Source organism: Candidatus Neomarinimicrobiota bacterium, assembly GCA_030743815.1.
Classification (GTDB): domain Bacteria; phylum Fidelibacterota; class Marinisomatia; order Marinisomatales; family S15-B10; genus UBA2146.
The window spans coordinates 1-22,949 of sequence record JASLRT010000034.1 but is presented as its reverse complement, the minus strand read 5'-3'; the positions used below and the strand labels follow the sequence as shown (position 1 = coordinate 22,949).

The window sequence follows — 22,949 nt, the reverse complement described above, 5'->3', positions numbered from 1 at the left end:
AACTGTTATGGAGGGAAGTAAGATGGAGAAGTTCATGCCGCGCTTTGTTGGTACATTGATTCTGCTGTTCGTCGTCTTTATGTATGTACCGTTTCCCGGCGTCCCCACGGCGCCGCGAGACAGCCGTTCTCCTTTGCCAGAAGATTCGTTCATCCTGCCTGAACGCAGCCACAATCTGTTGCGTCCTTTTCCCGCCATGCTGGTTCGCCCCGATAACCCCACATCCACGGCCAAGGTGGAGCTGGGACGGCTCCTCTTCTTCGATTCCATTCTCTCTGGAGACAACACTATCTCGTGTGCCCACTGTCACCATCCTGACTTGGGATTCTCTGACAACAGGGGTCAATCCATGGGGAAGGGTGGCGATGGGATCGGGCGTCAAAGAGCGGGAGGTGCTGTCCTGAGACGTGGATCGCCCACAATCTGGAATGCCGCCTATAGTCACAGACAGTTCTGGGACGGCAGAGCCCTCGACCTGGAAGATCAGGCACAGAACCCCATTCAGGACAAGAACGAGATGGCTCAGGATTCAACCGAATTGGTGCGCGAACTGAAGGCCATTCCCCGATACGTCCGTCTGTTTACAGACGTATTCGGTAACGCGGACGGTTCGCCTGTCACCTTTCGCAATGTGACCTATGCCGTCGCTGCCTTCGAACAGACGATACTGTCTCAGAATTCGAGGTTCGATCAGTATGCCCGCGGTGACAGGACTGTTCTTACATCCACGGAACGCCGAGGACTGAATCTCTTTCGTTCTCTAAAGACGCGCTGTTTTGAGTGCCACAATTTTCCCACCTTTGCCAATCGCGATTTCAAGGTTGTCGGCGTACCCGATCTCGATGCATCCGAGCCTGATCTGGGCCGGGGAGAGATCACGACGGAAGTCTACAATCGGGCATTCAAGGTGCCCACTCTCAGAAACATCGCTCTCACGGCGCCCTACATGCATAACGGTATCTTCAGTACGCTGAGTGAAGTGATCGATTTCTATTCAGACGGAGGCGGCCCCGGAAGAGGTCTGCATGTACCTAACGTTGACGACAAGATCAGGAAGCTTAATCTAACATCGCGGGAGAAGATTGATCTCATCGCCTTTCTCCACACCCTGACGGACGAGTCAGCGAAACCTGAATTGCCGCCATCAGTTCCTTCAGGATTACCGCTGGTGCCGAGGCTTGAAAACCAGTCGCCGGAACTTGCCGTTTACGAAAGACTGGAAGAGAGCCGCCTCCCTTCGCAGATCACGAGAAGCGGACGTCGCCTCTTAGTTGAAGCGGGACAGTCTATTCAGGATGCCATCAATCTGGCACAGTCCGGCGACACGGTTCTTGTGCAGCTGGGCACCTATCACGAATCCCTTACCCTGGACGTTTCTGGCGTAACTCTGCTGGGCGTGGAAGAGAGCGGCCAGCGGCCGGTACTGGATGGCGACCACACTCTCTCTGACGGACTGGTCGGCTCAGCCAGTGATGTGGAAATCAGGAGATTTGCTGTGCGCAATTATAGTTCCAACGGCGTCATGATCAACGGCGGCCGCAATGTCACCTTCCGCGACCTCTACTTCTATGATACGGGACTCTATGGTGTATATTCGGTGGAGTGTGTCGGCGTCCTCATCGAGCGCTGTGAAGTGACCAAGGTGAGGGATGCGGGCATTTATGCGGGTCAGTCGAAGGATGTCGTTGTGCGTGGTTGTATCGCCTACGGCAATGTCACCGGCATCGAAATAGAAAACTGTGTCAACACGGTGGTGAAGAACAACGAGACCTATAACAACAGCGGTGGGATTCTCGTCTTCCTGTTGCCCAATAATCCATCTAAAATTTCGCGCAATTGCCTTGTCAGCAACAACCTTGTGCATGATAACAATCATGTCAATTTCGCCGATCCTACCGCCATTGTCAGCAATGTGCCCCCCGGTACTGGCATTCTCATCATGGCAGCCGACGACGTGGAAGTAACTGATAATGAGATTACGGGTAACAACTCTTACGGGATTGGCGTAGTGAGTCTGGAAATGGTGCTTGAGGCTGAAGACGGATTTGATGTAGATCCCGCTCCGGAGCGGTGTTGGATCCACGACAACAGCTATGGCGGCAACGGATCAGACCCCCATCTGTTCCTTGTTGAACAGGGCTTTCCCGGTGCTGATTTGCTGTGGGATCTGTCAGGCTACGACAACAGTTGGGATGAACCGAACGCTGTCGCCATGCCGCCTATCCTCCCGGGCAAGTCGTGGTCTGATATCGCCCGCAGGGCAAACTGGCGGCTGTGGAAGATTCTCGAGGCGGTGACGGGGTAGGTTCCGGTGTCGGTGATCGCCAGCGACGTTACAGATGGTGGACTAACGCCAACATCTTCTGAATGATTTCCACGAAGTACGCCCCGTTATAAGGCCCAAACCAGTTCATATAAAACGTCTCGTATTCCTTAAGATCGTACCAGTCATCTTTGGTGATATAGCCGACGTAGCCGCCGTTGAAGCTGGTGACAAGAACTTCTTGTCCATTCTCTCTGGCGGTTCTGACGATAGGCGGCATCAGTTCACCGGAGAAGTCGCACGGTGTTCCCACGAAGACAATGTCACCCAGTCTAAGAAGTGACAGATAAGCCGGTGACGGTTCTGTCAGCCAGCGGAACAGCCACGGCCTCAGACGCCAGTTGCGACCGATGCGCCAGTGGGGTTCCCTCAGGGGAAGATTAAGTTGTACAGTCCTCAGTTTGCTGATTTCACGCGCCGGAAGGTCGACTGTACCGTTTTTCACATTATAAGCAAGTTCAGATGCCAGCCAGCCGATCCGTTTGTAGTCTCGAAAGCCTCCGCTCTGAGGCCGATGGCTTCCCACCGCGCCAGCGCAGAAGGCGGCAAAGTCGATCTCGTCCATGGCTTCCAGCGAGTCGACAAGGGAACCGGGATAGTCGCGGGAGAAGCGCATTTCATCAGGACCGAGGACAGTGGCGTGAGCAGCGAAGGTGGTGATTAGGGCGGTGGCTCCGGACGCCTTCGCTATCTTCACGACGCGAAACCACGGATCGATGATGCCCTTATCTCCCACAAGTCGGTTGCTGACGAGATCTGGCACGCTGTATTCGCTGTAAGCGAGGTTGGCCAATTCGACGGAAGATGCTGCTTCCTGAATCGACGTCAGAATTGCGCTGGTTATACTGTCAACAACCTCCTGATCATAGTCACCGGCAAACTTCTCTCCTATCCAACTGTCGCCCCAGGCGCCCATGGAACAATGCGTGTGAGTGGCGGTGAGAAATAGTTGACTGAAGTGATAGCCGATCTCCGGAAGGCGCGCCTGCAGTTCATAGGTAACAGTAGGGGGGACAATAAGGGCGTCGAGGGTTATGAGAACTGAAGTATCCACTTCGTTGGTGAACACGAACGTGCGCACATAAACTGAATCGTGAACTCCGATGGAGGGGGCACCTTTTCTGGCGCCATAGCCTGAGAGGGGTACGTGACGTGTAGGCGTCATGTTCACCTTGGCCCAGCCCACTTTCAGCAATGCTCCTTTTTCCGGTAACGGTGATGACTTCAGACTGTCCAGTCTACTTAGTGCAAGTCTGTAATAATCCATCTTCTTGTAAGGTGTCCGGTTCACCGGTTCCATCACACAGGCAGTAACAACAAGCAGAACCACGGCACTTGTTCCCAGCACTTTTATCCCTCTTCTCATAACTGATGTCATTTGACAACCGCCAGCGTTCCTCTCTGGATCTGCCCCATGCTTGTCTCTTCAAGTGACTCAACCACCCAGAAGTAGATTCCGCTCACGATCAGCCCTGAGAATGAGATAGTATCTTGTCGCCATGCATCCTCACCAGACTTCTGGTTAAGGTGTTCTTTCTCATAGACGAGGTCACCCGACGCGGAATAGATACGAATCGTGCAGTGGTTTGGCAGATTGATAAACCTGATCTTGAATGGATCGGCGTTATCGGGGTAGCGGTGCTGGTTATCGCTGAAGTCGAGACGATACGGGTTGGGTACCACGCGAATCGGTTTCGACATTGCATTGAATTCATCAGATGATGGCTGGAAGGGAGAGACTGCAATCATGTTGTGCTGTTCTGGTGCCGCGAGCCCGCTTTCCAACGAAGGTATCGGACCGTGATCTTCACCGTTCATGTCGTACCAGTGATCATGACCGGAATCAAAAGAGCGTACACTATAGTAGTAGTTGTAGCCTGCGAAAGATGCCATATCGGTGAAGGAATATGTCCCTGTTTGAGGGTCGTAGTAGTTGGGATCTTTAAGTTCGATTTCGCCTGCGAGTACCCACGGTCCCCAGTGCCAGTAGTGGGAAGGCGGCCATGAACGGTAGATGCGATAGCCCCGAACGTCCGTCGCTTCTTCACTTGTGTAGTCCGGGTCGATGGCGTCGTCGGCTGCGTCAGACCAACGGACGATGACCTGCCCCAGGTGACTGTTGCCGAATCGGATTTCTACATCGGGGGGTGGATCAGGGACATCGAATCCGTTCTTGTAGGCAAACTTGGCCCGAGCATAGTTTCTGAAGAGCGATCGCTCGCCTTCTCGCAGCTGGAGTCTGGCGCTGTCCGTCTTGGACCACGAGAATTCATCTTCGTTGTACCAGTCTGCACCCGAGCCTCCCACAAAGGCGAAAACGAGTTTGGCTTTTTCCCCGGCTTGCAGTGAGTAGGGTCCGAAGACCATGGAGTGAGTCGTCAGATCAGGATAGTCAGGATTGTCCATGATACGGCCGTCGGTGGTATCCGTCATCATCAGAAACATTTCGCTGTCCGTATGTCTCGTGGAAGTGGGTTCGCTGTAGTCCTGTTCGTCTATGTTACCGCTGTGCCACCACTTAACAGCAAACGGTTGGTCGCTGTCGACAGGTTCAACATATGCATCTGAATCTTTTGCGAAGGGAGGATGAAAGTCGAGGATTCCCATGCCGACATACTGGAAGGCCAGCAACTGCCCTTCTTCCTGTCCCTGAAATTCATTAGCACCTGTGTTGGCCACTTCCAGTCTGTACGGTTGACCGGTGTCATTCCAGTTGGTTCCCACCCAATCATCATCTCTCTGATAGATCATTGTTTCCGCGCGGAAGGAATCAGTGAGATCAGGGTTGTCGGCTTCGTAATTGGATGCCCCCGTGTAGAAGGACAGATCGTCCTGCGTCTGAAGACGGTTCACGCGCCAGTCGCTCCATCCCATGCCGCCCCCTTCAGCCCAACCGTGAGCCCCGGCATTGATACTGAAACTGTTCATAAGGGCGAAGTAGATAGGATCGAGATTCTTCGAGCCTCTGTTCTCGAAGATAACTTCCTCAATGATAAAATCGTCGTACTCTGGATAACTCCAGGCGTAAGCTTTCTTTGTGGTGGTGATGCCGGTCTTTGTTTCCCATTGGCTAATGATGATTTCCTCCGGAAACTCGTCGTTTGGAATGTAGTCACCGTAGCGGTAATTATGGATTTCCACAGGCTCTCGTGCAATAGTGTTGTGCGTGGGTGAGTAATTGCTGCGAGTGAGATTGGGACCGGTGGCATCTCCCAAATTCACCTCAGGAGAACCGCCGATAGCGTATCGGCTGTCTTTCACATCTTCTGTGACGTTTCTCGGACCGGCGTACGAAACAAGTGTATCACCGCCATCGGTTATCGCCAGAATCCAGACGCCCTGCCCTTTCGAATTCTGCGCCAGCGTCACGCGCGGTATGTCGATAAGGTTTGGCTCGCCCTTGATGTATGCTTCCACATCGAGCCAGTACTCCACAAAGTCTTCCCCCACTCTCGAGGCGCCTCCGGGGTAGGTGAGACTTTCCTGACTGTGGCTTCCGGATTGATTCCGGTTTCCCCCACCGTCGAGGCCGTTGTTGCGGTAAGTAGACCACATTTTCCCGCGCGTTAGATTTCGCGGCTTATAGCCGTCCACCATATCAGGTTGCCCGTAAAGATCGTTGGGTGTAAGGACAATTAATCCGACGGTAAAGACTAAGATGCGCTCTCTCATTACAGAACTGAAGATAGTTCGGTTAGAACGAGCCGGAGAGGGAAAGCCTCAGCGGCGGCTGGAAGTACTTGCTGAAGTTTGAGTAGGAGATATCTACCGCCAACTTCCGTCCTTCAAGATCCATTTTCAGGCCGAATCCAGCGGTGAAATCTTCAGTATCGTAGTTAAACTTGTAGCCTCCCCTGAGCGCGATCAGATTGAACAGCCATAGCTCCGCGCCGGCGTGGTAGCGATCACGATAATCAGTGGCGAAAGCGCTCTCCAGTGATCCCAGAAGATGAAGAGGGGCGCCGTCTGATCCAAGGACATCCAGCGCCAAGTTGATGTTAAAGTAGAGAGGAGTCTTGAATTTCTCCGCCAGATACTTGACGTCAGGACCGAAATTCTTCATCGCCATGGCGATAACGCCATTCCGGAATCCCGTGCGGTAGTAGGTTGAAAAATCTACTACCCAGGAACTCGCCTGATCCCTGTCTATATTTTCTTCAACATATTGAATGCGTGAACCGAAGGAGAGTCGATCGGTGAGCCTCAGACCGTAGGCGAGGCCCACGGCGATGTCGCCCACATGTACCGTACGGCCAGTCCCTTCCGGTTCCGTTACGGTCGTCTCTTCAAATCCGGGTGGAGCGAAAGAGACTGCGCTGACGCCGACAGTGCCTCTCCCCAGCGGAAGAGCGACGGCGGCGGACATCAGTTGCGAATCGATGATCCAGTTGGTGATACCCAATGAATATTCAAGCCGGTCGATGTTGGTTAAACCCGCCGGATTGAAAAAAATGGCCGTTGCATCGTCAGCTATGGCTGTGAAAGCATCGCCCATTCCCGCGGCTCTCGCCGATGGTGATATCTTGAGGAAAGTAAAACCCGCCTTCCCAAGGCGCTTAAAAGTTTCACCCTGCTGAGAGAGAAGAGGGGTACTCGAGAGAAAAATGCTCAGAAGTAGGGATGTGGGGGTGAAGAGTTTTCTTGTTTTATCTGACAACGGCCAGCGTTCCTTTCTGTATTTCTCCTCTGCTCTCATCCATGAGCGATTCCACTAACCAGAAATAGATGCCACTTACTACCAGTCCTGAGAATGATATGGTGTCCTGTCGCCATGCAGTCTCGCCGGATCGTTTGACATTGTGCTCCTTCTCATAAACCAGGTCTCCCGAGGTGGAGTAAATCCGTATCATGCAGTGGCGCGGCAGGTTGATGAATCGAATCTTGTACGGGTCTGCCGTGTCGGGATATCGGTGCAGGTCATCCTGAAAGTCGAGCCTGAAGGGATTTGGAACAACACGAATCTTTTCTGCCATGGTGTCGAAATCGGGCGATGATGGCTGATAGGGAGTAATCGCGATCATGTTCTTCTGTTCAGGCGAGGCGTATCCGCTCTCCAGCGGCGGAACGGCACCGTGGTCAGTACCGAATTGGTCGATCCACGAGTCGTGACCAGAATCATAACTGCGTACGCTGTAGAAATAGTTATATCCGGCGAAAGAGGCGTCGTCTGAATACGAATAGGTGTGATTCTCTGCACTGTAGTAGTTAGGATCGCCTACAGGTATGTCTGTCACGAATTCCCACGGTCCGTAGTGCCAGTCAAACGAAGACGGCCATGAGCGGTAAACTCTGTAGCCGCGCACGTCTCTTGCTTCGTCGCCGGAATAATCGGGATCGGTGGCACTGTCAGCGGCGTCGCTCCACGTCAGTCGGACTTCTCCCAGCGCACTGTTGCCGAATGATACCTCTACATCAGGAGGAGGATCAGGCAGGTCGAAGCCCATCTCGTAGGCAAAGACGGCGCGGCGGAAGTTGCGCACAATGGACTTTTCGCCATCCTTGAGCTGCGCCATGGCTCCCTTGGTCTGTGACCAGGTAAGTTCATCCATGTCGTGCCAGTCTGCGCCTGAACCGGCGGCGTAGGCTACCACCACTTTAGCCTTCTGGCCGGGCGAAAGATCGTAAGGGCCGATCACCAGCGCGTGCGTTACAAGACCGGAAGAATCCGGATTGTCTATGGCACTGCCCGCTGAGAGCTCGGTGATTATCTTGTACATTTCAGTGTCGGTGTGGCGCGTAAAACTCGGTTCATCAAAATCGTGTTCGTCTATGTTGCCGTTGTGCCACCACTTCTCCGCATAAGGTTGATCTTCCTGCTTAGGCGCTACGTAACTTTCTGCCGGATCGTTGATGAATGGGGGCCAGATATCGATGAGACCAAAACCGATGTATTGATATCCCATCAACTGCCCTTCCACCTGGCCCTGGAACTGGTTGTAACTGGTCATATTGGCAACATCCTGTCTGAAGGGCTGCCCTGAATCGTCCCACGATGAGCCGAGCCAGTCATCGTCTCTCTGATAAGCGAAGATCAGTTCTTTGTAGACGTCAGTGCTTTCCGGGTTATCGGCCACATAGTTAGGCGCCCCGGTGTACCAGAAACGATCGTCCTGGGCCGAGAGCCGGTTGACGCGCCAGTCACTCCAGCTCATGCCGCCGCTGCCCGGCCATTGATGTCCCGCGCTGGATACAGAGAAGCTGTTCATGAACACGAAGAAGGTTTCTTGGAGATCGTGCGATCCTGTATTCTCAAAGATCAATTCTTCCAGGATGAAGTCATCATAATCCGGATAGCTCCAGCTGTAAGCCTTCCGTGTGACGGTCATGTCCATTTTATTAGTCCACTGGGAGATTATAATCTCTTCCGGGAATTCATCATCGGGAATGTATCGGCCGTAGCGGTAGTTGTGGATTTCAATCGGTTCGTTCGCTACTGAGTAGTGATAGGGTGAATAATTCGAGCGGACGAGATTGGGGCCCGTGGAATCGCCGAGAGATGCTTCAGCACCGCTACGAACACTGTAGATTCTTGCCTTTACGTCCTCAGTCACTTCGCGAGGGCCACTGTAGGAGACAAGCGTATCGGCCCCGTCCCTGACTGTCAGCACCCAGATACCGGACCCTTTTGTATTCTGGGGATTGCAGACCCGGGCTACGTCCAGGATATTGGGGTCACCTGCCACGATGGCCGCGACATCGAACCAGTATTCCATGAAGTCATTCGCCACTCTACCGACATTCCCCGGGTACTCCAGCCCGGTCTGATCATGGTTAGAGTAGTGAGCGCGGTTACCTCCATCTTGGAGACCGTTATTGCGGAACGTAGACCACAGTTTGCCACGCGTCATAAGGCGAGGAGGATAACCGCCTACCATGTCGGGCTGTCCCATGAGGTCCGATAATGGGAGAAGGAGCAGACTTAAGGTCAGTGAACTTCGGAGATTCCGTCTCATCATGTCTGATTGTCCCCGTGAATCACCACGAAACGTTCGCAATAAATGCACTTCGATTTATTGCAGTGCTCCAGTCGTTCGCACTTTCGATGTTCATACGGGTTCAGCTCATCCCTCGTTCGAAGGCCACCGCTCCTGATGGGGGATACGCAAGGTGATCTCGTTTCCAGTGCGGATTGTTCCGGGACGTTCAACCCACGCCACTACGCCTCGTATGCCGAGAGAGTGCTTTGGAAATGCCTCAGCTCCTTCCTTCAAATCTGGGAAGTGCTGCTGAATGATCTTTCCCGGATGAATACACGGCAGGTTTTCACCATCTACTACCAGTACGGCGCCATCAGCAAATTCCATTCTCGTTGACGGCGGCAACAGAGTTAGATGAGGAATTCCCTCCACTGCCAGGTTCGCGCCTATCCAACCCGGCTGAATCTCATCAATGCCCATGCTGTCAGCGATGGATTGTAATTCTTCCACTGACACGATGGAGACCTGCCGATAATTGCGGATCTGGGTCCCTTTCGGGTAGTGCGGCTGGCGTCCGCCAGACTTCATTGTAAGACCGGCGTGAGTATCACCGGCGAATCCTTCGTATGTTATCTGGCATGAATCGACGGGCCATTTCTCCAGCGTATCAGGATCCTTCCCAACGAGGACTTGAGTTACTTTGCCCATCTTCCGTTCAATCAGTTTCATGATTCAGTTTCCATCGGTGCACACCCTTGGATCTTCAGAACGTTGCCCGTACTCCCAATTTCACTTCCCTCGGGGAACCGTAATAGCGTGAATAGACTTTGAAGTCGCCGTACTTTAGATACTCCTCATTGTCCGGACGAGGTTTTTCCATTCCCCAGCGGATATAATTGCCAGGCCCAAAAATGCTCTTGAATCCACCGTCGTTGCGCAAGTCTTGCTGATTGAATAGGTTAAATACTTCGATGTAAAAAGTCGCCCTTGCTCCTCCCTTTTGAAAGACCGCTTTTTCAAGACTTAGATCGGTACGCGTGACGAGTGGGGCGCTGCGCCAGTAGGCCGCCGAGCCGATAGGGGAGTAGAGGAAGGGCGTCCCCGTGGACATGCGGTACATGAGGTTCACGTTGAGGTTGCCTAACAGTCCCCACGGACCCACCTTATCGGGTGTCGATATGAATATTTGAGCTTTGCCAAAACTGCGGATGTCCGCATCGGGCTTCGGTTCATCCTGTTCTGTGGCGCCCCAGAAATCGACAGACCAGATACCCGTCGTATCCAGTTCACTCATAACAATACCGAGCGATGCGAGAGAATCGAGGAAGGTGGCGGCCTTGTTGGCATAGCTTTGTGCCAGAAATGGGATAACGAAGCCGGGTTCCTCAGAACCGTCTTCGCCGGCGTTGTGGGAAGTCCAGAATTTACTGTCCATGACAAATTGAGAGTCAGGTGAAAAGAAGCGGCTGCCGACACCGGATGCTCCTTCTACTGCCCACTGAAGATTGTAAGCAAGACTGAAGGAGAAGTAGTCGCTGAAGCTCTTTCTGAGACTCAGTTCAAACCCTTGAATATCTTCGTGAATTCCGTTGCCCGCCTTGTGCGTGAACTGAAAATCGAACATCTGGCTTGCCGGATCCCACCAGTTCAGCTGTACCTCACCCGGGCTGGACACCTGGTTACTGGAACTCTTGTAATAAGATGAAACGGACAGAACATACTCCGACACGAAGTTCCAGTCGAAACCTAATTCGAAACTGATAGTTTTCTCGAAGTCCAGCTCCGGATTGCCGAAGAAGCCGCGAATAGCTTGCAGCGTGTTGTATTCCTCGGTCTCTTCTATGGCGCCGTCCTCATTTACATCGTTATCGCGCTGACCGTAGTTCTGCCACTGTTCCACGAACATGGTGTAGAAACTGGGGAGTTGATAGATATGCCCGTAGAAGAAGTGAATCATGGAACGGTCAGTGATAGGGTGAGCCACACCAAGGCGCGGCGCCAGGACCATCCTCGGCTCGATCTTCCTCATTAGGCCGAATTCTCGCAAGCGATCAAAGTCGAATCGTGTGAATGTATTGAAGTAATACTTGGAAGCGGCTAAGGCCGGTGTTATAGGGTATTCGATGTTGGGATCAAACCAGTCGAGGCGAATGCCCGCGTTGACCACCAGACCCTCGTATTCCATCTTGTCCTGAATATACCAGGCAAACTGTCTGGGGCGTATGGGAGATCTGAGCCGGTGATCTTTGCCGATGTAGGTGAGACTGCGGTCGTTGAAGTAGTCCTGATAGCGGACGGCCCAGAGGGCGTAATCAGTATAATCTATTCCCGTCTTCATGAGATGATTTCTGTTGATCTGACTCGACAGATCAAGCTTCACGCCTCTCCTGGTCCTGGCCGTTTCATCGAAGTAAATGACGTCTCTACCAAGATTGAACCAGCCGTCCGCGTCCTTACGGTTTTCGGTGGTTGAATCGGCAATGTCTTCAGCCAGTTGCCCCGTTACGGAGTTGGAGACACGCAGTTCATAAAACGTGCTGGGAGTCAGCATATGTGTCAGGGCAACGTATTCCATATGATCTGTGCTGGCGCTTTTTCCGGCCGCTGATTCGTTCAAGGGGAGGAATACGTTCTTACCGTTATCGCCCATGCTGCGCAGGCCGCCCACAGATGGTCCCGAGTTGAAAGACCAGCGGTCCGAATAGACACCGCCAGTCTTTAGAAATATGTTTGAAGTGAGGGCGAGGGAGAGTTTCCATGTGCTCTCAAGGTTATCAGGCGAATGGGTGGTGGGCGCGATGCCGTTTATGGCGGAGCGGTTAAACCGTGAGCTGACGTAGAACGAGAGATTTTTGAAGATAGGACCGGAGAGGTTTACCTGATAGTTCTGCCCCCACAGATCTGTATAGTCGATACGATCGTGAATCTTGCGGCCGCTGAGTGAATCTACTTCGTTCTCCCACTCTGAATCTCCCCATTTCATATGATCCCGGTGTGTGGGAGCATTGAAGTAATTGGGACCCCAGTGGTGTTTGCCTGGCAGGGAGCTGCCAATCTCAACCGTCCCGTGAAAGGTGTCGGCGCCTTCCTTTGTTACGATATTGACGATACCTGCCTGGGCATTTCCGTACTCGGCGCTGAGTCCACCCGTAATGATGGAAAGCGATTCGATATCGTATTTGCCGACTCCGGTAAAATTGTGCAGACTCATGCCGTCGCTGTTGACCATCTTGATTCCATCCACGTAATAGACCACATCGGCGGCGATAGAATTCATATCTCCTCCCCGTATCATGCCGCGGCCCTGGATGTCCATGCCGGGCTCCATGGAGATTAGATCGCCGACACTCTTCAACATCACCGAACGGTTGATATCTTCTGAGTTCACTATGTATTCACTGAATGTCCTGTCCACCGCTACTTTCGATCTTTCTGCTGTCACCTCCACTTGTTCGAGGCCCACAGCTTCCATCGCCAGTTGGAAATCGACATGGGTGGTACGGTCAACGTTGACCAGAACACCAAGCTGTACCACCCTTTCGTATCCGATGACCTGCACAGCCAGGTCGTAGTTTCCCGGAGGGACGGAGAGGATAATGTAATTGCCTAATGCGTCGGCAGCGGCGCCACGGTTCGCTCCCACGAGCATCACGTTAGCTCCTGGTAAGGGAGCACTGTTCACGTCTGTCACCTGACCTTGGATCTTACCGGTGACACCGGCTACAGCTCTTGATGCGAGTAGAAGGCTAAAGGTGAAAAGGACGGAGCGGATCGCTTTACGCATTCAGTTGATCCGCCATATACAACTATCTGCTTTTCTCTTGCTCCGATGGGGAGTCGACGTCATCCGCGCAATACCCGAATGGGGTCATGCAGAGGCTATTTTACCAACACCATCTTTCTCGTCTCGGAGAATCCGCCCGTCTCCAGACGGCAAAAGTAGATTCCCGACGGAACATCGGTGGCGTCCCAATGCGTCTCATGCGGTCCGGGAGTTGCCCAGCCGTTCACAAGTGTTGCTACCAATTTACCTTTCAAGTTGTAGACATTGAGGGTAACTCTGCTGAATTGGGCCAGCTCATAACTGATGGTGGTGACTGGATTGAACGGATTCGGATAGTTCTGACTCAGTCTAAGCCGCTCGATGACCGCTAATGCGCCGTCTCCTGCTGAAAGAGTGGGGGCTGTATTGTAGTAAACCTCATCAACAATGACGGTTACCGAGTCATCCTCTGTGGCTGCCACCAGAACCAGTCTTGGATCGAATCCCGTCTCATCATTCACGTTTGACTGTATCCACTGAAAATGTGGCTCCACTGGAGGCTCACCCGTATCCGAATTAGGCTCTCCCCATTCGGGCATGATCCAGCCGTTGATGACCGAATCTTGAACCACAATTTTGAACCAGAGCCATTCCTCGTATTCGATAAATCCTTTCGGCACCGCCACCTTCGTCTGATTTTCAGCGAAGTAGAACACTCCGGCCGCCTTTCCTGAAGGGACGGTCGCAACCGTATATACGTTAGTATTGGTAATAAAATTGGGATCGCCCACACAAGCAACATGGAATTGATCGTCATCGCTCGGCTGACCCTCAGTGGATATCTTAAACTTGACGTATATTTCCGCATCTTGCGGTGTGACCAAAGCGTTAGGATCTGACGCTTCTCCTATATGAAGCCAGCATGTGTTCAGTCCGAAAATATCTTCGGCCGCTTTCATATGGAGGGCGCCCTCCTTCACCTCAACGCTCCCCCAACCCCACCACTGCCAGGTATTATCGCTGTCCAAGAAGAACGAAGCGTCAGCTGTTGCATCCGTTGAGAAACTTTCGTGCCACCCCTGAGCGTGCAGACATCCCAGAACAGTAAGCATCATTGTGATCTTCTTCATTTCGTTACCTCCATGTTAGTTTTCACCTTTTCTCCTTAAACTTCGTGTCTGGAGATTTAAAAGGTTACCCCGATGTTTATTGACAGAAACTGAATGGGAACCACTTCACTGAGCCCCCAGTCCTCGAACGGGCGCAGATAGCCGATGGCCACGTGATAGTCTGCCGTCACTAGAGCTAGGAATCGTCCCGCCAGCGGTACAGCTGCTCCGGCCCCCAGGTTGCCGCCCCAGGCGACCCTTCGATCTGAAACTGGGTTCATCACGAACTCTGTATCGAGGGGCGTCTGCGGCTGGCCGGGATAGACCAATCCACTCACGCGGTGGACATAGTTGTAGAAACCTGCGCCGAAACTCCAGAAAGGGGTCCACCGCTTCTTGCCGAAAGAGACTGAACGTTCCGGCAAGAGCGTCCTGTTCTTTACGATGAAGTCGTTCCAGATCATCTGCGCCGCGGCCTGTGGACTTTTGTATAGTTGATAGTCAACAAGCCAGCGGAATTCTCTATCCTCGATGGCACCGTGATCGAATCTTAGAGTGTGCACTTCCACAATAATCTGGTGAGATTCATCGCGGGGGAAAACGGCTTGGATACCGAGTTGAGGTGTCGGATTGTACCAGTCATTCAGCCCCATTAGCGGCAGTGCGGTTCCTGCGGTAACAGAGAAATCATAAAGTCTCGTGCCGTCAGCGCGCGTCAGAAGGAGAATCAGCAAGATAAAGGCCCCGCCGCACGAGGTAACCTTATTTGCGAAAGTTCGTTTCATCACGGCATGATCGATGCAGGAAATTGTTTATCACAGAACGATCTGTCTGAGTTGCTCTCTCCCAAATCTATATCAATGGAATATTTGAAGCAAGGGAGGATTGCCGAGGAGTTTCCTCGTTTTTTTGCAGATGGAGTATTCCGTTCCCAGCGCTGACTGCAGATTCCTTATGCTCCTCTTCACCTCCGGTTTGGACTCAAAGTCTCACCAAGACTTGACTTAAGGATCAGTCTGGTCTTTGCCCTGCACCAGGACTGGTAGCGTAAATTGGATTTGCGGAGTAAATTACACTTGACTGTTTTCGCGAGATTAATTCTGCATTGACCTATCAGCCATCATGAAAAGAAGTGACAGACTCCCGCTCATCGTTGCCTTAGCATCCGCCTCCGCGGTTATATGGCTTTCTCTTCGCTGGGCCACGGATATCTCAATTCCGATTGCAGAACCGGTCAGAGAGAGCAGGTTTGTGGACAAACCGGTGCAGTACTTTGGGGTCGTGTCGCGGTATACTCCCCGCGAGATATATCTCGGTTATCAGCCCATCATGGACTATCTGTCTGAAAAGACCCCGTATCTTTTTGAACTGAAACTTAGCACATCGTACGCCGGAACGGCTGAACAACTAGGCTCCGGAGAAATATGTGCTGCCTCCCTCGGAAGCCTCATCTATGTCACCTCACAGAAAGAGTACGGTCTCAACGTTCTGCTAAGACCGCTTAATGCAAAAGGAAAAGACTACTTCCACATCGTCTTTGTCACCCGGAGTGACAGTCCCATTGAGGATTTGCCTGACTTGAGAGGCAAAAGACTGTTGTTTCCATCGGAAGAATCTCTAACGGGGCAGTGGATGCCCCACTACCTTTCAGCGCATTCTTCTATCATGCCGGACGATTTGTTACGATATGAATTTGTTCCCTATCATACGACTGTTGCGGAGAGAGTGCTCAGTGGGGAATTTGACGCTGGCGTAGTCAAAAGCGTGGTGGCTGATCAGTACGTCGCGAAGGGGTTGAAGGTTTTCCACATATCGCCGCCGATCCCGTCTACTCCCATTGTCGTATCCAGTCAGACTCCTCGGGAGATAGAGAAGGCAATCAGCGATGCATTGCTTGCCATCGATCCGGCTGACCCCGGGATGCGAGAGCGTCTTGAATCGTGGGATGAGGAATTTTCCCACGGTTTTGAGTTGGCCCAGAATAAGGATTACGACATCATCAGGAATATAATCGGAAGCGGCACGCGCTGATGTTCACTCTCCCCCAAACTCTCAAGGCCCGGCTGACTCTCCTCTTCGGTACATTGTTGATCGGTGTGGTTGCCGTGACTATGGTGCTTGTATTCGGCCGCATGAAACGGCTCGTTCTAGAGAAACATATGCGGTCCGCTCAGAGTGTTGCCCACATCGGCGCCATCCCGCTGACCGATGCCATGCTGTCTAGTGAAATGGGAAAATCGCCACCGGAAGACTATTTCCACCGCACCTTGCGAACTCTTCGCTCGGATCAGGATCAGGCAATTATCTATGCAGTTTTCGTGGATGCAGCAGGCAGCTCAGCGCTGGCATCCAGCACGGAGGGAGAATGGTTCAAGAGGATGCCTCCTTCTCAACTGGGTGATTATATCTATCGGTCGAAAAGTGAATGGATACTGCAGACAACCGCCTCCATCGGGATATCATCCAAGGTCTGGGGTTATCTCGTTCTCGGATTCGACGCCACCAAGGTTCAAACTGAAGTACGGTATGCTCTCATCCTTATAAGTTTCGCAGGTTTTACCGTCATTTTGATCACGCTTGCTGTTGTCAATCTGATGGCTGAACAGATCACCAAGAGGTTGAATCGGATGATGGTTGCCGTGGATCAGTTCAGCTTTGGAGAGTCTCAGATCGATCTTCCTGAAGGGGATGATGAGATCGGAAGACTTGCCACCCGATTTAATGAAATGAGAGAGCGACTCATCCAGTCAAGTCAGGAACTGCGCGATTCTGAGCGAAGCCTCTTTCACGCGGAAAAACTGGCCTCGGTGGGGAGACTGGCGGCGGGCGTTGCTCATGAAATTAATAACCCGCTCACAGGCATCAGACACGCCATCACCAATATTCTTTCAGATGCGAGTGATGAGAAAGAGCGTCAAGAGTATCTGACGCTTATCGATGAAGCACTGAAGAAAATTGAATCTGTCATCACAAAACTGCTCGGTTTTTCCCGTAGAAGAGGCGATGTAACGACTGACGCTTCTCTGGCGGATGCGGTGACGAATGCTGTCCAGCTCCTGGACTACACTATTCAATCAAAGAAAGCGGATGTAAAGTTTGAAAATCCAGACGGTCTACCGGCACTCTATTGCGATCCCCATCTCTTGGATGAGATTTGTATGAACCTCATTATTAATGCTCTTGATGCAGTGGATGAAAATGGCCATATAGTGTGCCGTACGGGAGAAGCTGATGGTATGGTCACCCTGGAGATAGAGGACGATGGTCATGGTATCTCAGAAGACGTCATGCTGCACCTGTTTGAGCCTTTTTTCACCACAAAGCAGGTGGGAGAAGGGACAGGACTGGGTCTTTATGTGACAAGGGAGATTGTCCACGGACTTAGGGGTCGGATTGATGTATCTTCTAACGGAACAAAGGGTGCTAAATTTACCGTGTTGCTGCCTTTGGGATCGTAATGAAAATACTGTTAATAGAAGATGAAAAAATTCTGAGAGTGTCGCTTAACAAGGCGTTGCGTAAAGCGGGGTACGCGGTCCATCCGTGCAGTGACGGTAAAAAAGGGGCTGAAGCGCTTGGAAAAGAAGTGTTTGATGTGGTCCTCACCGATTTGCGCCTGCCGGGCTATGACGGCATTGAAATTCTGAGGCGAGTGAAGAAACGGTCGCCCTCGACGCATGTTGTTCTTATGACAGCCTATGCAACCGTTGAATCTGCCGTTGAGGCTTTAAAGATGGGGGCACACGATTACCTGACTAAACCATTCTCGCAGGAGGAACTTCTCCACCGCATGGCTCAACTGGATAGTTACCAGTCGCTATTGAGCGAAAACAGAGAGCTGAAGGGACGTCTTTCTGAGAAGCATGAGATTATCGGCAACGCACCGTCCTTCCGGCGATCTCTGGAACGCATTCATCAGTCAGCGCCGGGCGAGCACACGGTACTTCTTGAGGGTGAGAGCGGAACAGGCAAAGAATTGATAGCGGATCTACTCCACGATCTGAGCGCAAGAAAAGGCGGACCACTGATAAAGGTAAGCTGTTCGGCTCTGCCTGAATCTCTGTTTGAGAGTGAACTGTTTGGCCACGAGAAGGGAGCTTTTACCGGAGCGGCGAAACGGAGCATCGGCCGATTTGAACGGGCCGATGGAGGCACCATTTTTCTCGATGATATTGACGATTTGCCAAAGCCTCTACAGGTGAAGCTGTTGCGTGCCATCGAGGAGCGCGAAATTGAGAGGGTGGGCGGTCAGCAGACCATTTCTGTGGATGTGCGGATCGTAGCAGCCACAAAGGTCGATCTGAGACACAAAATGGAGGAGGGAGAATTCAGGGACGATCTGTTTTATCGTCTGAACGTGGTAAATGTCCAGATACCTCCGCTGCGCGAAAGACAGTCAGACATTCCTCTCTTAGCCGCACATTCCCTTGATAAGTTTGGCGATGGTTACACTATGACGCCGGCGTTGTTGGAAAGGTTTATGGAGTATCAGTGGCCTGGGAATGTACGTGAACTCGAGAACGTGATAATCCAGATGATCGCCCTTGCCCAAGAAAAAACGCTGGAGGCCAGTCTATTACCCTCACATTTCCACAAACCTGAAACGGCTCTGATTGATGCGGATGCTTCGAGTCTGACAGAAGCCACAACGGCGCTGGAAAAATCGATGATTCTGGAAGCCCTTGAGAAGTGCAAATGGCGTCAGAAAGATGCTGCCGAGATGCTCAAAGTTCCTCGAACTACGCTGCGAAGCAAAATGCAGCGATATGGGCTCACCGGTTGAGTATAAGTACCCTATAAGTGACAACAGTTCGTCTTATTGGCGAATTGGAGGCATCTCCCGTTAAGTTCCTCCATCCTCGATCTCTCGACAGATCGTTTTGCTGCTCTTGGCACGGTATTTGTGAATTACTTAACAGTCTTAGCATAGGAGAGGTCTATCATGGCACAAGAAAAGATGAAGATCGGTGAAATATCAAAGCCGAGGTTCGAGTTCCGATCATTCGGAACTGACTTCGCACGGGAGGCCTCACGGATGGCAGAACTGTCAGCGCCGGTCCCGGAACATGTTAAAGTGAGACACTCGGATGAGATCTATATTATGTCACGTACGAATGACGTCAACAATACTAAGATCCGCGGCGGTAAAATGGACATCAAGACCTATGTGCAGACAACAGACGGTCTTGAACAGTGGAATCCTCTCATGAAGGCGGAGTTTCCTGTATCTTGCACTGTACTCGAGGGAGAAGTCTTTCCTGCCTTTCAGGTGGATATGCCGGCATTCGAAAAAGAGGAGTATACCCGGGACGAATTTCTTGCCCTCGTGAAGGCTCATCCAGATCTGCAAGCCGTGACCGTAAATAAGGAGCGGTTCGGGCACATGGTGAACGATACTATTTGTGAAGTGGCCAATGTGGAGATTGACGGTAACACTGTGGTAACCATCAATTCCGAATCGACTGAAATTCCGGATGTACTGAAAACGTTGAGTGATGTAGGTCTTGAGGGGGTGGAAAACATCAACTACCTTCAGGCCATCAAGCGCACCATCGGTTGGATCGACAAACCGTTAGCAAATTGAAGGGGGTTATGATATGACGCAAGAGATCGAACGCAAGTTCCTGGTAAAGGATAGTCTACCTCAAGATATGGAGGGGACGACACTGCGCCAGGGCTATCTCCAGCCGCAGAAGGAACGTGCTGTCCGCATCAGGACTGTAGAGACATCGGCCGGGAAGAAGGGTGTTTTAACCATAAAAGGGATGGGCGATAAGAGCGGCACCAGCCGTTATGAATTTGAGACGGAGATATCGGTATCAGATGCGGATCATCTGTTGACACTCTGTGATCAACCTTTAATTGAAAAGACACGATATAAATATGAATACGGTGGGCTTATTTGGGAAGTGGACGAATTTCACGGTGTAAATGATGGTCTAATTATTGCTGAGGTTGAGCTGGAAAGTGAAGATCAACAGTTCAATAAACCGGATTTTGTGGGTGATGAGGTGACCGGGCAGGTAAAGTATTATAATATGATGCTTTTGAAAAATCCTTATACAACCTGGTAAAAAAATAGAACAATCCATAACGGGGTTGTTTGAATAATGATTTAACATCAACCTAAAAAATGGTGATTAAATCAACACTTAAATTTTGTATTTTATTTTTCCTCCTTTTCGGTATTGTGTTTGCGGGTTTCCCTGATAAACCTATCAAAATTGTTGTCTATACAGGTCCGGGCGGATTAATCGACATAACAGCTCGCAAATTTGCAAGTGTAGCGGATAAATACGTAGATGCGACATTTGTCGTTGAAAATAAACCCGGTGCCGGTGGAATTGTTGCATTGAAAAAGGTACTACAAGCTCCTGAAGACGGATACAATCTTTATGCTTGTACAAAATCAAATATTGCCAAATTCATTCAAGTAGGTGGTCGCGATTATGTAAATGCGCTGCATTGGACGGCAATGTTAATGGCTGATCCCGAATGCGTTTTGACAAATGTAGAAAATGATATTTTTGAATGGAATGATATTGTCAATGATGCATTACAAAATCCCGGAGAACAGAATTGGGTGGGACCAGCAGCTGGTGGATTAGATCATGTAACCGCTATGAAAATATGGGATGAATATGGTATGTATGCCAAATGGATTCCATACAAAAGTGGTGGAAAAGCAATTGCTGCTTTACTTGGTGAGCAGGGAGTTGCTTATGTTGGTAATCCACGCGATGCTCTTGGTAACCCTGATTTGTACATTGCTGCAGTTTCAAGTGATGAGAGGTTAGAAGCTTTCCCTAATGCACCAACTTTCGCTGAACTTGGTACGACTACACTAAACAATGAATATATGTGGCGTGGGTTTGCCCTAAAAGCAGGAACACCACCTGATGTTATTGAATGGTATACTAACCTATTCCAACAAGTTACAGTAGATCCTGATTGGAAAGAATTTTGGGAAAAGGGCGGTATTGATGTTGAATTCATTGGCGGTGATGAGTTTACTGATATTGTTAAGCAGGATGTTGAAACATTCGAATATTATCTAACGAAGTCGGAGATTATTTCTACTTCTAGTAATAACGGGTTAAGTAAATATGGAGAGGGGACCCCTTTATTAATTTTAACCATAGGTTTGATTACTGTCATTGGTTTAGCGGGATACTTGATATATAAATCATCGTTCTCAAATACTTTTGGCAGGATAATGGTAATTGGCTTTTTCCTATTAATTTCAATAGTATTTTATCTACAATCTTTCATTTTTCCGGTGAGTGGTGAAGTTGGACCAGCTGTTGTTCCTCGTTTATGGATATTTGCCTTAGTTCCACTTTCTCTTTTACTATTAGTAAAAACGTTAAGGAATAAAGAGGGTGTAGAGCACGCAGGACCGAGAGTTGATATTGTTCTAACATTTATTGGCTTCCTTGTAGTTTATTTATTAGTGATGAATTATGTCGGGTATTTCCTAAGCACTTTTGTTTTTATGATTACCGGAATGATTTATTTAGGTTATAAGAATATAAAAGTAATGCTCATTACATCTGCAACATGGATTGTGTTTTCATATATCATTTTCTATAAGATATTATTTGTACCGCTTCCGCTTGGTAAGTGGTTTGAGGGATTATTCTAATGGAATTACTTTCAAATTTAGGTGATGGACTTTCATACATAATTGGAGTAATACCTATCCTTACAATTATTTTGGGTGTTACAATGGGTATTATAGCAGGGGCAACGCCGGGGCTTTCTCCTTCGATGGGAGTGGCATTACTAGTCCCCTTTACATATGCAATGACTCCAACTTTAGCACTGATTTTACTTGTCGCAATTTATATTGCTGCAAACTATGGCGGTTCCATTACAGCTGTAACAATCAATGCACCCGGCACTCCATCATCTGTAGTTACATCATTTGACGGATACCCATTAACTAAAAAAGGTAAACCGGGTATGGCACTTGGAGTATCTCTAGTAGCATCAACAATTGGAGGTATTGTAGGTACTCTAATATTAATATTTTTCTCAGGTCCGCTTGCAAAAGTCGCTTTGAAATTTCATCCGGCTGAGTATTTCGCCTTAGCGATATTCGGGCTCACCACAGTAGCATCACTTGGTGGAAAAAATTGGATCAAAGCATTTATTGCAGCAATGTTTGGACTACTGATTAATACTATAGGTATAGATCCGATTTCAGGAGTAAGCCGATTTACATTTGGGCTATCATTCTTATATGATGGATTCGTTTTGATACCTGCACTGATTGGTTTATTTGCATTAAGCGAAATATTTAAACAATTGGAAAACGGAAAATTTGACAGCAAAGCTGCTGATTCCGGTAAACAAAAATGGCCAACTTTCTTAGAATATTGGAAGTTAAAATTGACCATTTTGCGCTCTTCTGTTATAGGTACAATAATCGGGATATTCCCGGGAGCGGGGGCAACAATAGCTGCATTTATATCCTATGATTTGACTCAAAAAATGAGCAAAACACCTGAGGAGTTTGGAAAAGGTAGCATGGAAGGAGTAGCAGCTGCAGAAGGAGCAAACAGTAGTTCCGTTGGCGGTGCATTAATTCCATTATTGACATTAGGAATACCGGGCAGTGCCTCCACTGCCGTACTGATCGGAGCGTTAATGATTCACGATCTTACTCCCGGTCCGCAACTATTTATTTCTAGTCCTGACATTATTTATGGTTTACTTGCAAGCTTATTATTAGCAAATATTATTTTATTAGCTCTTGGATTCTTTGGCAGTCGATTATGGATTAAAGTAACTACAATTCCAAAACGTATATTATTCCCAATAATATTTGCTGT

The 22,949-nt window shown here is 50.1% G+C and carries 16 protein-coding genes; 8 read left to right on the top strand and 8 right to left on the bottom strand.

What is annotated here, in order from left to right; genetic code table 11:
• Positions 1–7: 7 nt before the first annotated feature.
• Entirely contained in the window at positions 8–2,305 is a 2,298-nt protein-coding gene (locus tag QF669_03180) for a parallel beta-helix domain-containing protein (protein MDP6456449.1), read from the top strand.
• A gap of 28 nt (positions 2,306–2,333) precedes the next feature.
• On the opposite strand, the gene QF669_03175 is transcribed toward QF669_03180, so the two are convergent.
• The 8 genes from QF669_03175 to QF669_03140 all read right to left on the bottom strand — a co-directional run bounded on the left by QF669_03175 (position 2,334) and on the right by QF669_03140 (position 14,897).
• Complete coding sequence (locus QF669_03175) at positions 2,334–3,701, bottom strand: neutral/alkaline non-lysosomal ceramidase N-terminal domain-containing protein (protein MDP6456448.1); 1,368 nt, start codon at positions 3,699–3,701, stop codon at positions 2,334–2,336.
• Positions 3,698–5,995 (bottom strand): hypothetical protein, encoded by a 2,298-nt coding sequence (locus tag QF669_03170; GenBank protein MDP6456447.1) that lies wholly within the window; start codon positions 5,993–5,995, stop codon positions 3,698–3,700. Before QF669_03170 ends, QF669_03175 begins: the two co-directional genes overlap by 4 nt.
• 22 nt (positions 5,996–6,017) lie before the next feature.
• Positions 6,018–6,980, bottom strand: a complete 963-nt coding sequence (locus QF669_03165; GenBank protein MDP6456446.1) for a PorV/PorQ family protein — start codon at positions 6,978–6,980, stop codon at positions 6,018–6,020.
• Positions 6,970–9,279, bottom strand: coding sequence for a hypothetical protein (locus tag QF669_03160; GenBank protein MDP6456445.1), 2,310 nt, complete (start codon positions 9,277–9,279; stop codon positions 6,970–6,972). The genes QF669_03165 and QF669_03160 overlap by 11 nt, the downstream gene beginning before the upstream one ends.
• A 105-nt stretch (positions 9,280–9,384) precedes the next feature.
• On the bottom strand, positions 9,385–9,969 hold the full coding sequence (locus QF669_03155) for a hypothetical protein (GenBank protein ID MDP6456444.1): 585 nt from the start codon (positions 9,967–9,969) through the stop codon (positions 9,385–9,387).
• A gap of 34 nt (positions 9,970–10,003) precedes the next feature.
• Entirely contained in the window at positions 10,004–13,024 is a 3,021-nt protein-coding gene (locus QF669_03150; GenBank protein MDP6456443.1) for a TonB-dependent receptor, read from the bottom strand.
• Positions 13,025–13,119: 95 nt separating this feature from the next.
• Entirely contained in the window at positions 13,120–14,133 is a 1,014-nt protein-coding gene (locus QF669_03145; protein ID MDP6456442.1) for a T9SS type A sorting domain-containing protein, read from the bottom strand.
• Between the two features lie 56 nt (positions 14,134–14,189).
• Entirely contained in the window at positions 14,190–14,897 is a 708-nt protein-coding gene (locus QF669_03140) for a hypothetical protein (GenBank protein MDP6456441.1), read from the bottom strand.
• A gap of 337 nt (positions 14,898–15,234) precedes the next feature.
• Here QF669_03140 and QF669_03135 point away from each other — a divergent pair, with 337 nt between their 5' ends.
• From QF669_03135 to QF669_03105, 7 genes are all read left to right on the top strand, one after another.
• A complete protein-coding gene (locus tag QF669_03135; protein ID MDP6456440.1) occupies positions 15,235–16,143 on the top strand; it encodes a PhnD/SsuA/transferrin family substrate-binding protein in 909 nt (302 codons plus the stop codon).
• On the top strand, positions 16,143–17,570 hold the full coding sequence (locus QF669_03130) for an ATP-binding protein (protein ID MDP6456439.1): 1,428 nt from the start codon (positions 16,143–16,145) through the stop codon (positions 17,568–17,570). Before QF669_03135 ends, QF669_03130 begins: the two co-directional genes overlap by 1 nt.
• Positions 17,570–18,895, top strand: a complete 1,326-nt coding sequence (locus tag QF669_03125; GenBank protein MDP6456438.1) for a sigma-54 dependent transcriptional regulator — start codon at positions 17,570–17,572, stop codon at positions 18,893–18,895. Before QF669_03130 ends, QF669_03125 begins: the two co-directional genes overlap by 1 nt.
• Positions 18,896–19,054: 159 nt before the next feature.
• A complete protein-coding gene (locus QF669_03120) occupies positions 19,055–19,696 on the top strand; it encodes a hypothetical protein (protein ID MDP6456437.1) in 642 nt (213 codons plus the stop codon).
• Positions 19,697–19,709: 13 nt separating this feature from the next.
• Positions 19,710–20,186, top strand: coding sequence for a CYTH domain-containing protein (locus QF669_03115; protein MDP6456436.1), 477 nt, complete (start codon positions 19,710–19,712; stop codon positions 20,184–20,186).
• A gap of 59 nt (positions 20,187–20,245) precedes the next feature.
• Complete coding sequence (locus QF669_03110) at positions 20,246–21,757, top strand: tripartite tricarboxylate transporter substrate-binding protein (GenBank protein ID MDP6456435.1); 1,512 nt, start codon at positions 20,246–20,248, stop codon at positions 21,755–21,757.
• A partial coding sequence (locus tag QF669_03105) for a tripartite tricarboxylate transporter permease (protein ID MDP6456434.1) occupies positions 21,757–22,949 on the top strand: 1,193 nt, incomplete at its 3' end. The genes QF669_03110 and QF669_03105, both read left to right, overlap by 1 nt.

What these genes read in the sequence shown, in the direction of transcription:
- QF669_03125 (MDP6456438.1), top strand. Translation starts at nt 17,570, where the DNA reads ATGAAAATACTGTTAATAGAAGATGAAAAAATTCTGAGAGTGTCGCTT.
- QF669_03170 (MDP6456447.1), bottom strand. Translation starts at nt 5,995, where the DNA reads ATGAGAGAGCGCATCTTAGTCTTTACCGTCGGATTAATTGTCCTTACA.
- QF669_03115 (MDP6456436.1), top strand. Translation starts at nt 19,710, where the DNA reads ATGACGCAAGAGATCGAACGCAAGTTCCTGGTAAAGGATAGTCTACCT.
- QF669_03150 (MDP6456443.1), bottom strand. Translation starts at nt 13,024, where the DNA reads ATGCGTAAAGCGATCCGCTCCGTCCTTTTCACCTTTAGCCTTCTACTC.
- QF669_03135 (MDP6456440.1), top strand. Translation starts at nt 15,235, where the DNA reads ATGAAAAGAAGTGACAGACTCCCGCTCATCGTTGCCTTAGCATCCGCC.
- QF669_03110 (MDP6456435.1), top strand. Translation starts at nt 20,246, where the DNA reads ATGGTGATTAAATCAACACTTAAATTTTGTATTTTATTTTTCCTCCTT.
- QF669_03180 (MDP6456449.1), top strand. Translation starts at nt 8, where the DNA reads ATGGAGGGAAGTAAGATGGAGAAGTTCATGCCGCGCTTTGTTGGTACA.
- QF669_03145 (MDP6456442.1), bottom strand. Translation starts at nt 14,133, where the DNA reads ATGAAGAAGATCACAATGATGCTTACTGTTCTGGGATGTCTGCACGCT.
- QF669_03160 (MDP6456445.1), bottom strand. Translation starts at nt 9,279, where the DNA reads ATGATGAGACGGAATCTCCGAAGTTCACTGACCTTAAGTCTGCTCCTT.
- QF669_03140 (MDP6456441.1), bottom strand. Translation starts at nt 14,897, where the DNA reads ATGAAACGAACTTTCGCAAATAAGGTTACCTCGTGCGGCGGGGCCTTT.
- QF669_03175 (MDP6456448.1), bottom strand. Translation starts at nt 3,701, where the DNA reads ATGACATCAGTTATGAGAAGAGGGATAAAAGTGCTGGGAACAAGTGCC.
- QF669_03155 (MDP6456444.1), bottom strand. Translation starts at nt 9,969, where the DNA reads ATGAAACTGATTGAACGGAAGATGGGCAAAGTAACTCAAGTCCTCGTT.
- QF669_03130 (MDP6456439.1), top strand. Translation starts at nt 16,143, where the DNA reads ATGTTCACTCTCCCCCAAACTCTCAAGGCCCGGCTGACTCTCCTCTTC.
- QF669_03120 (MDP6456437.1), top strand. Translation starts at nt 19,055, where the DNA reads ATGGCACAAGAAAAGATGAAGATCGGTGAAATATCAAAGCCGAGGTTC.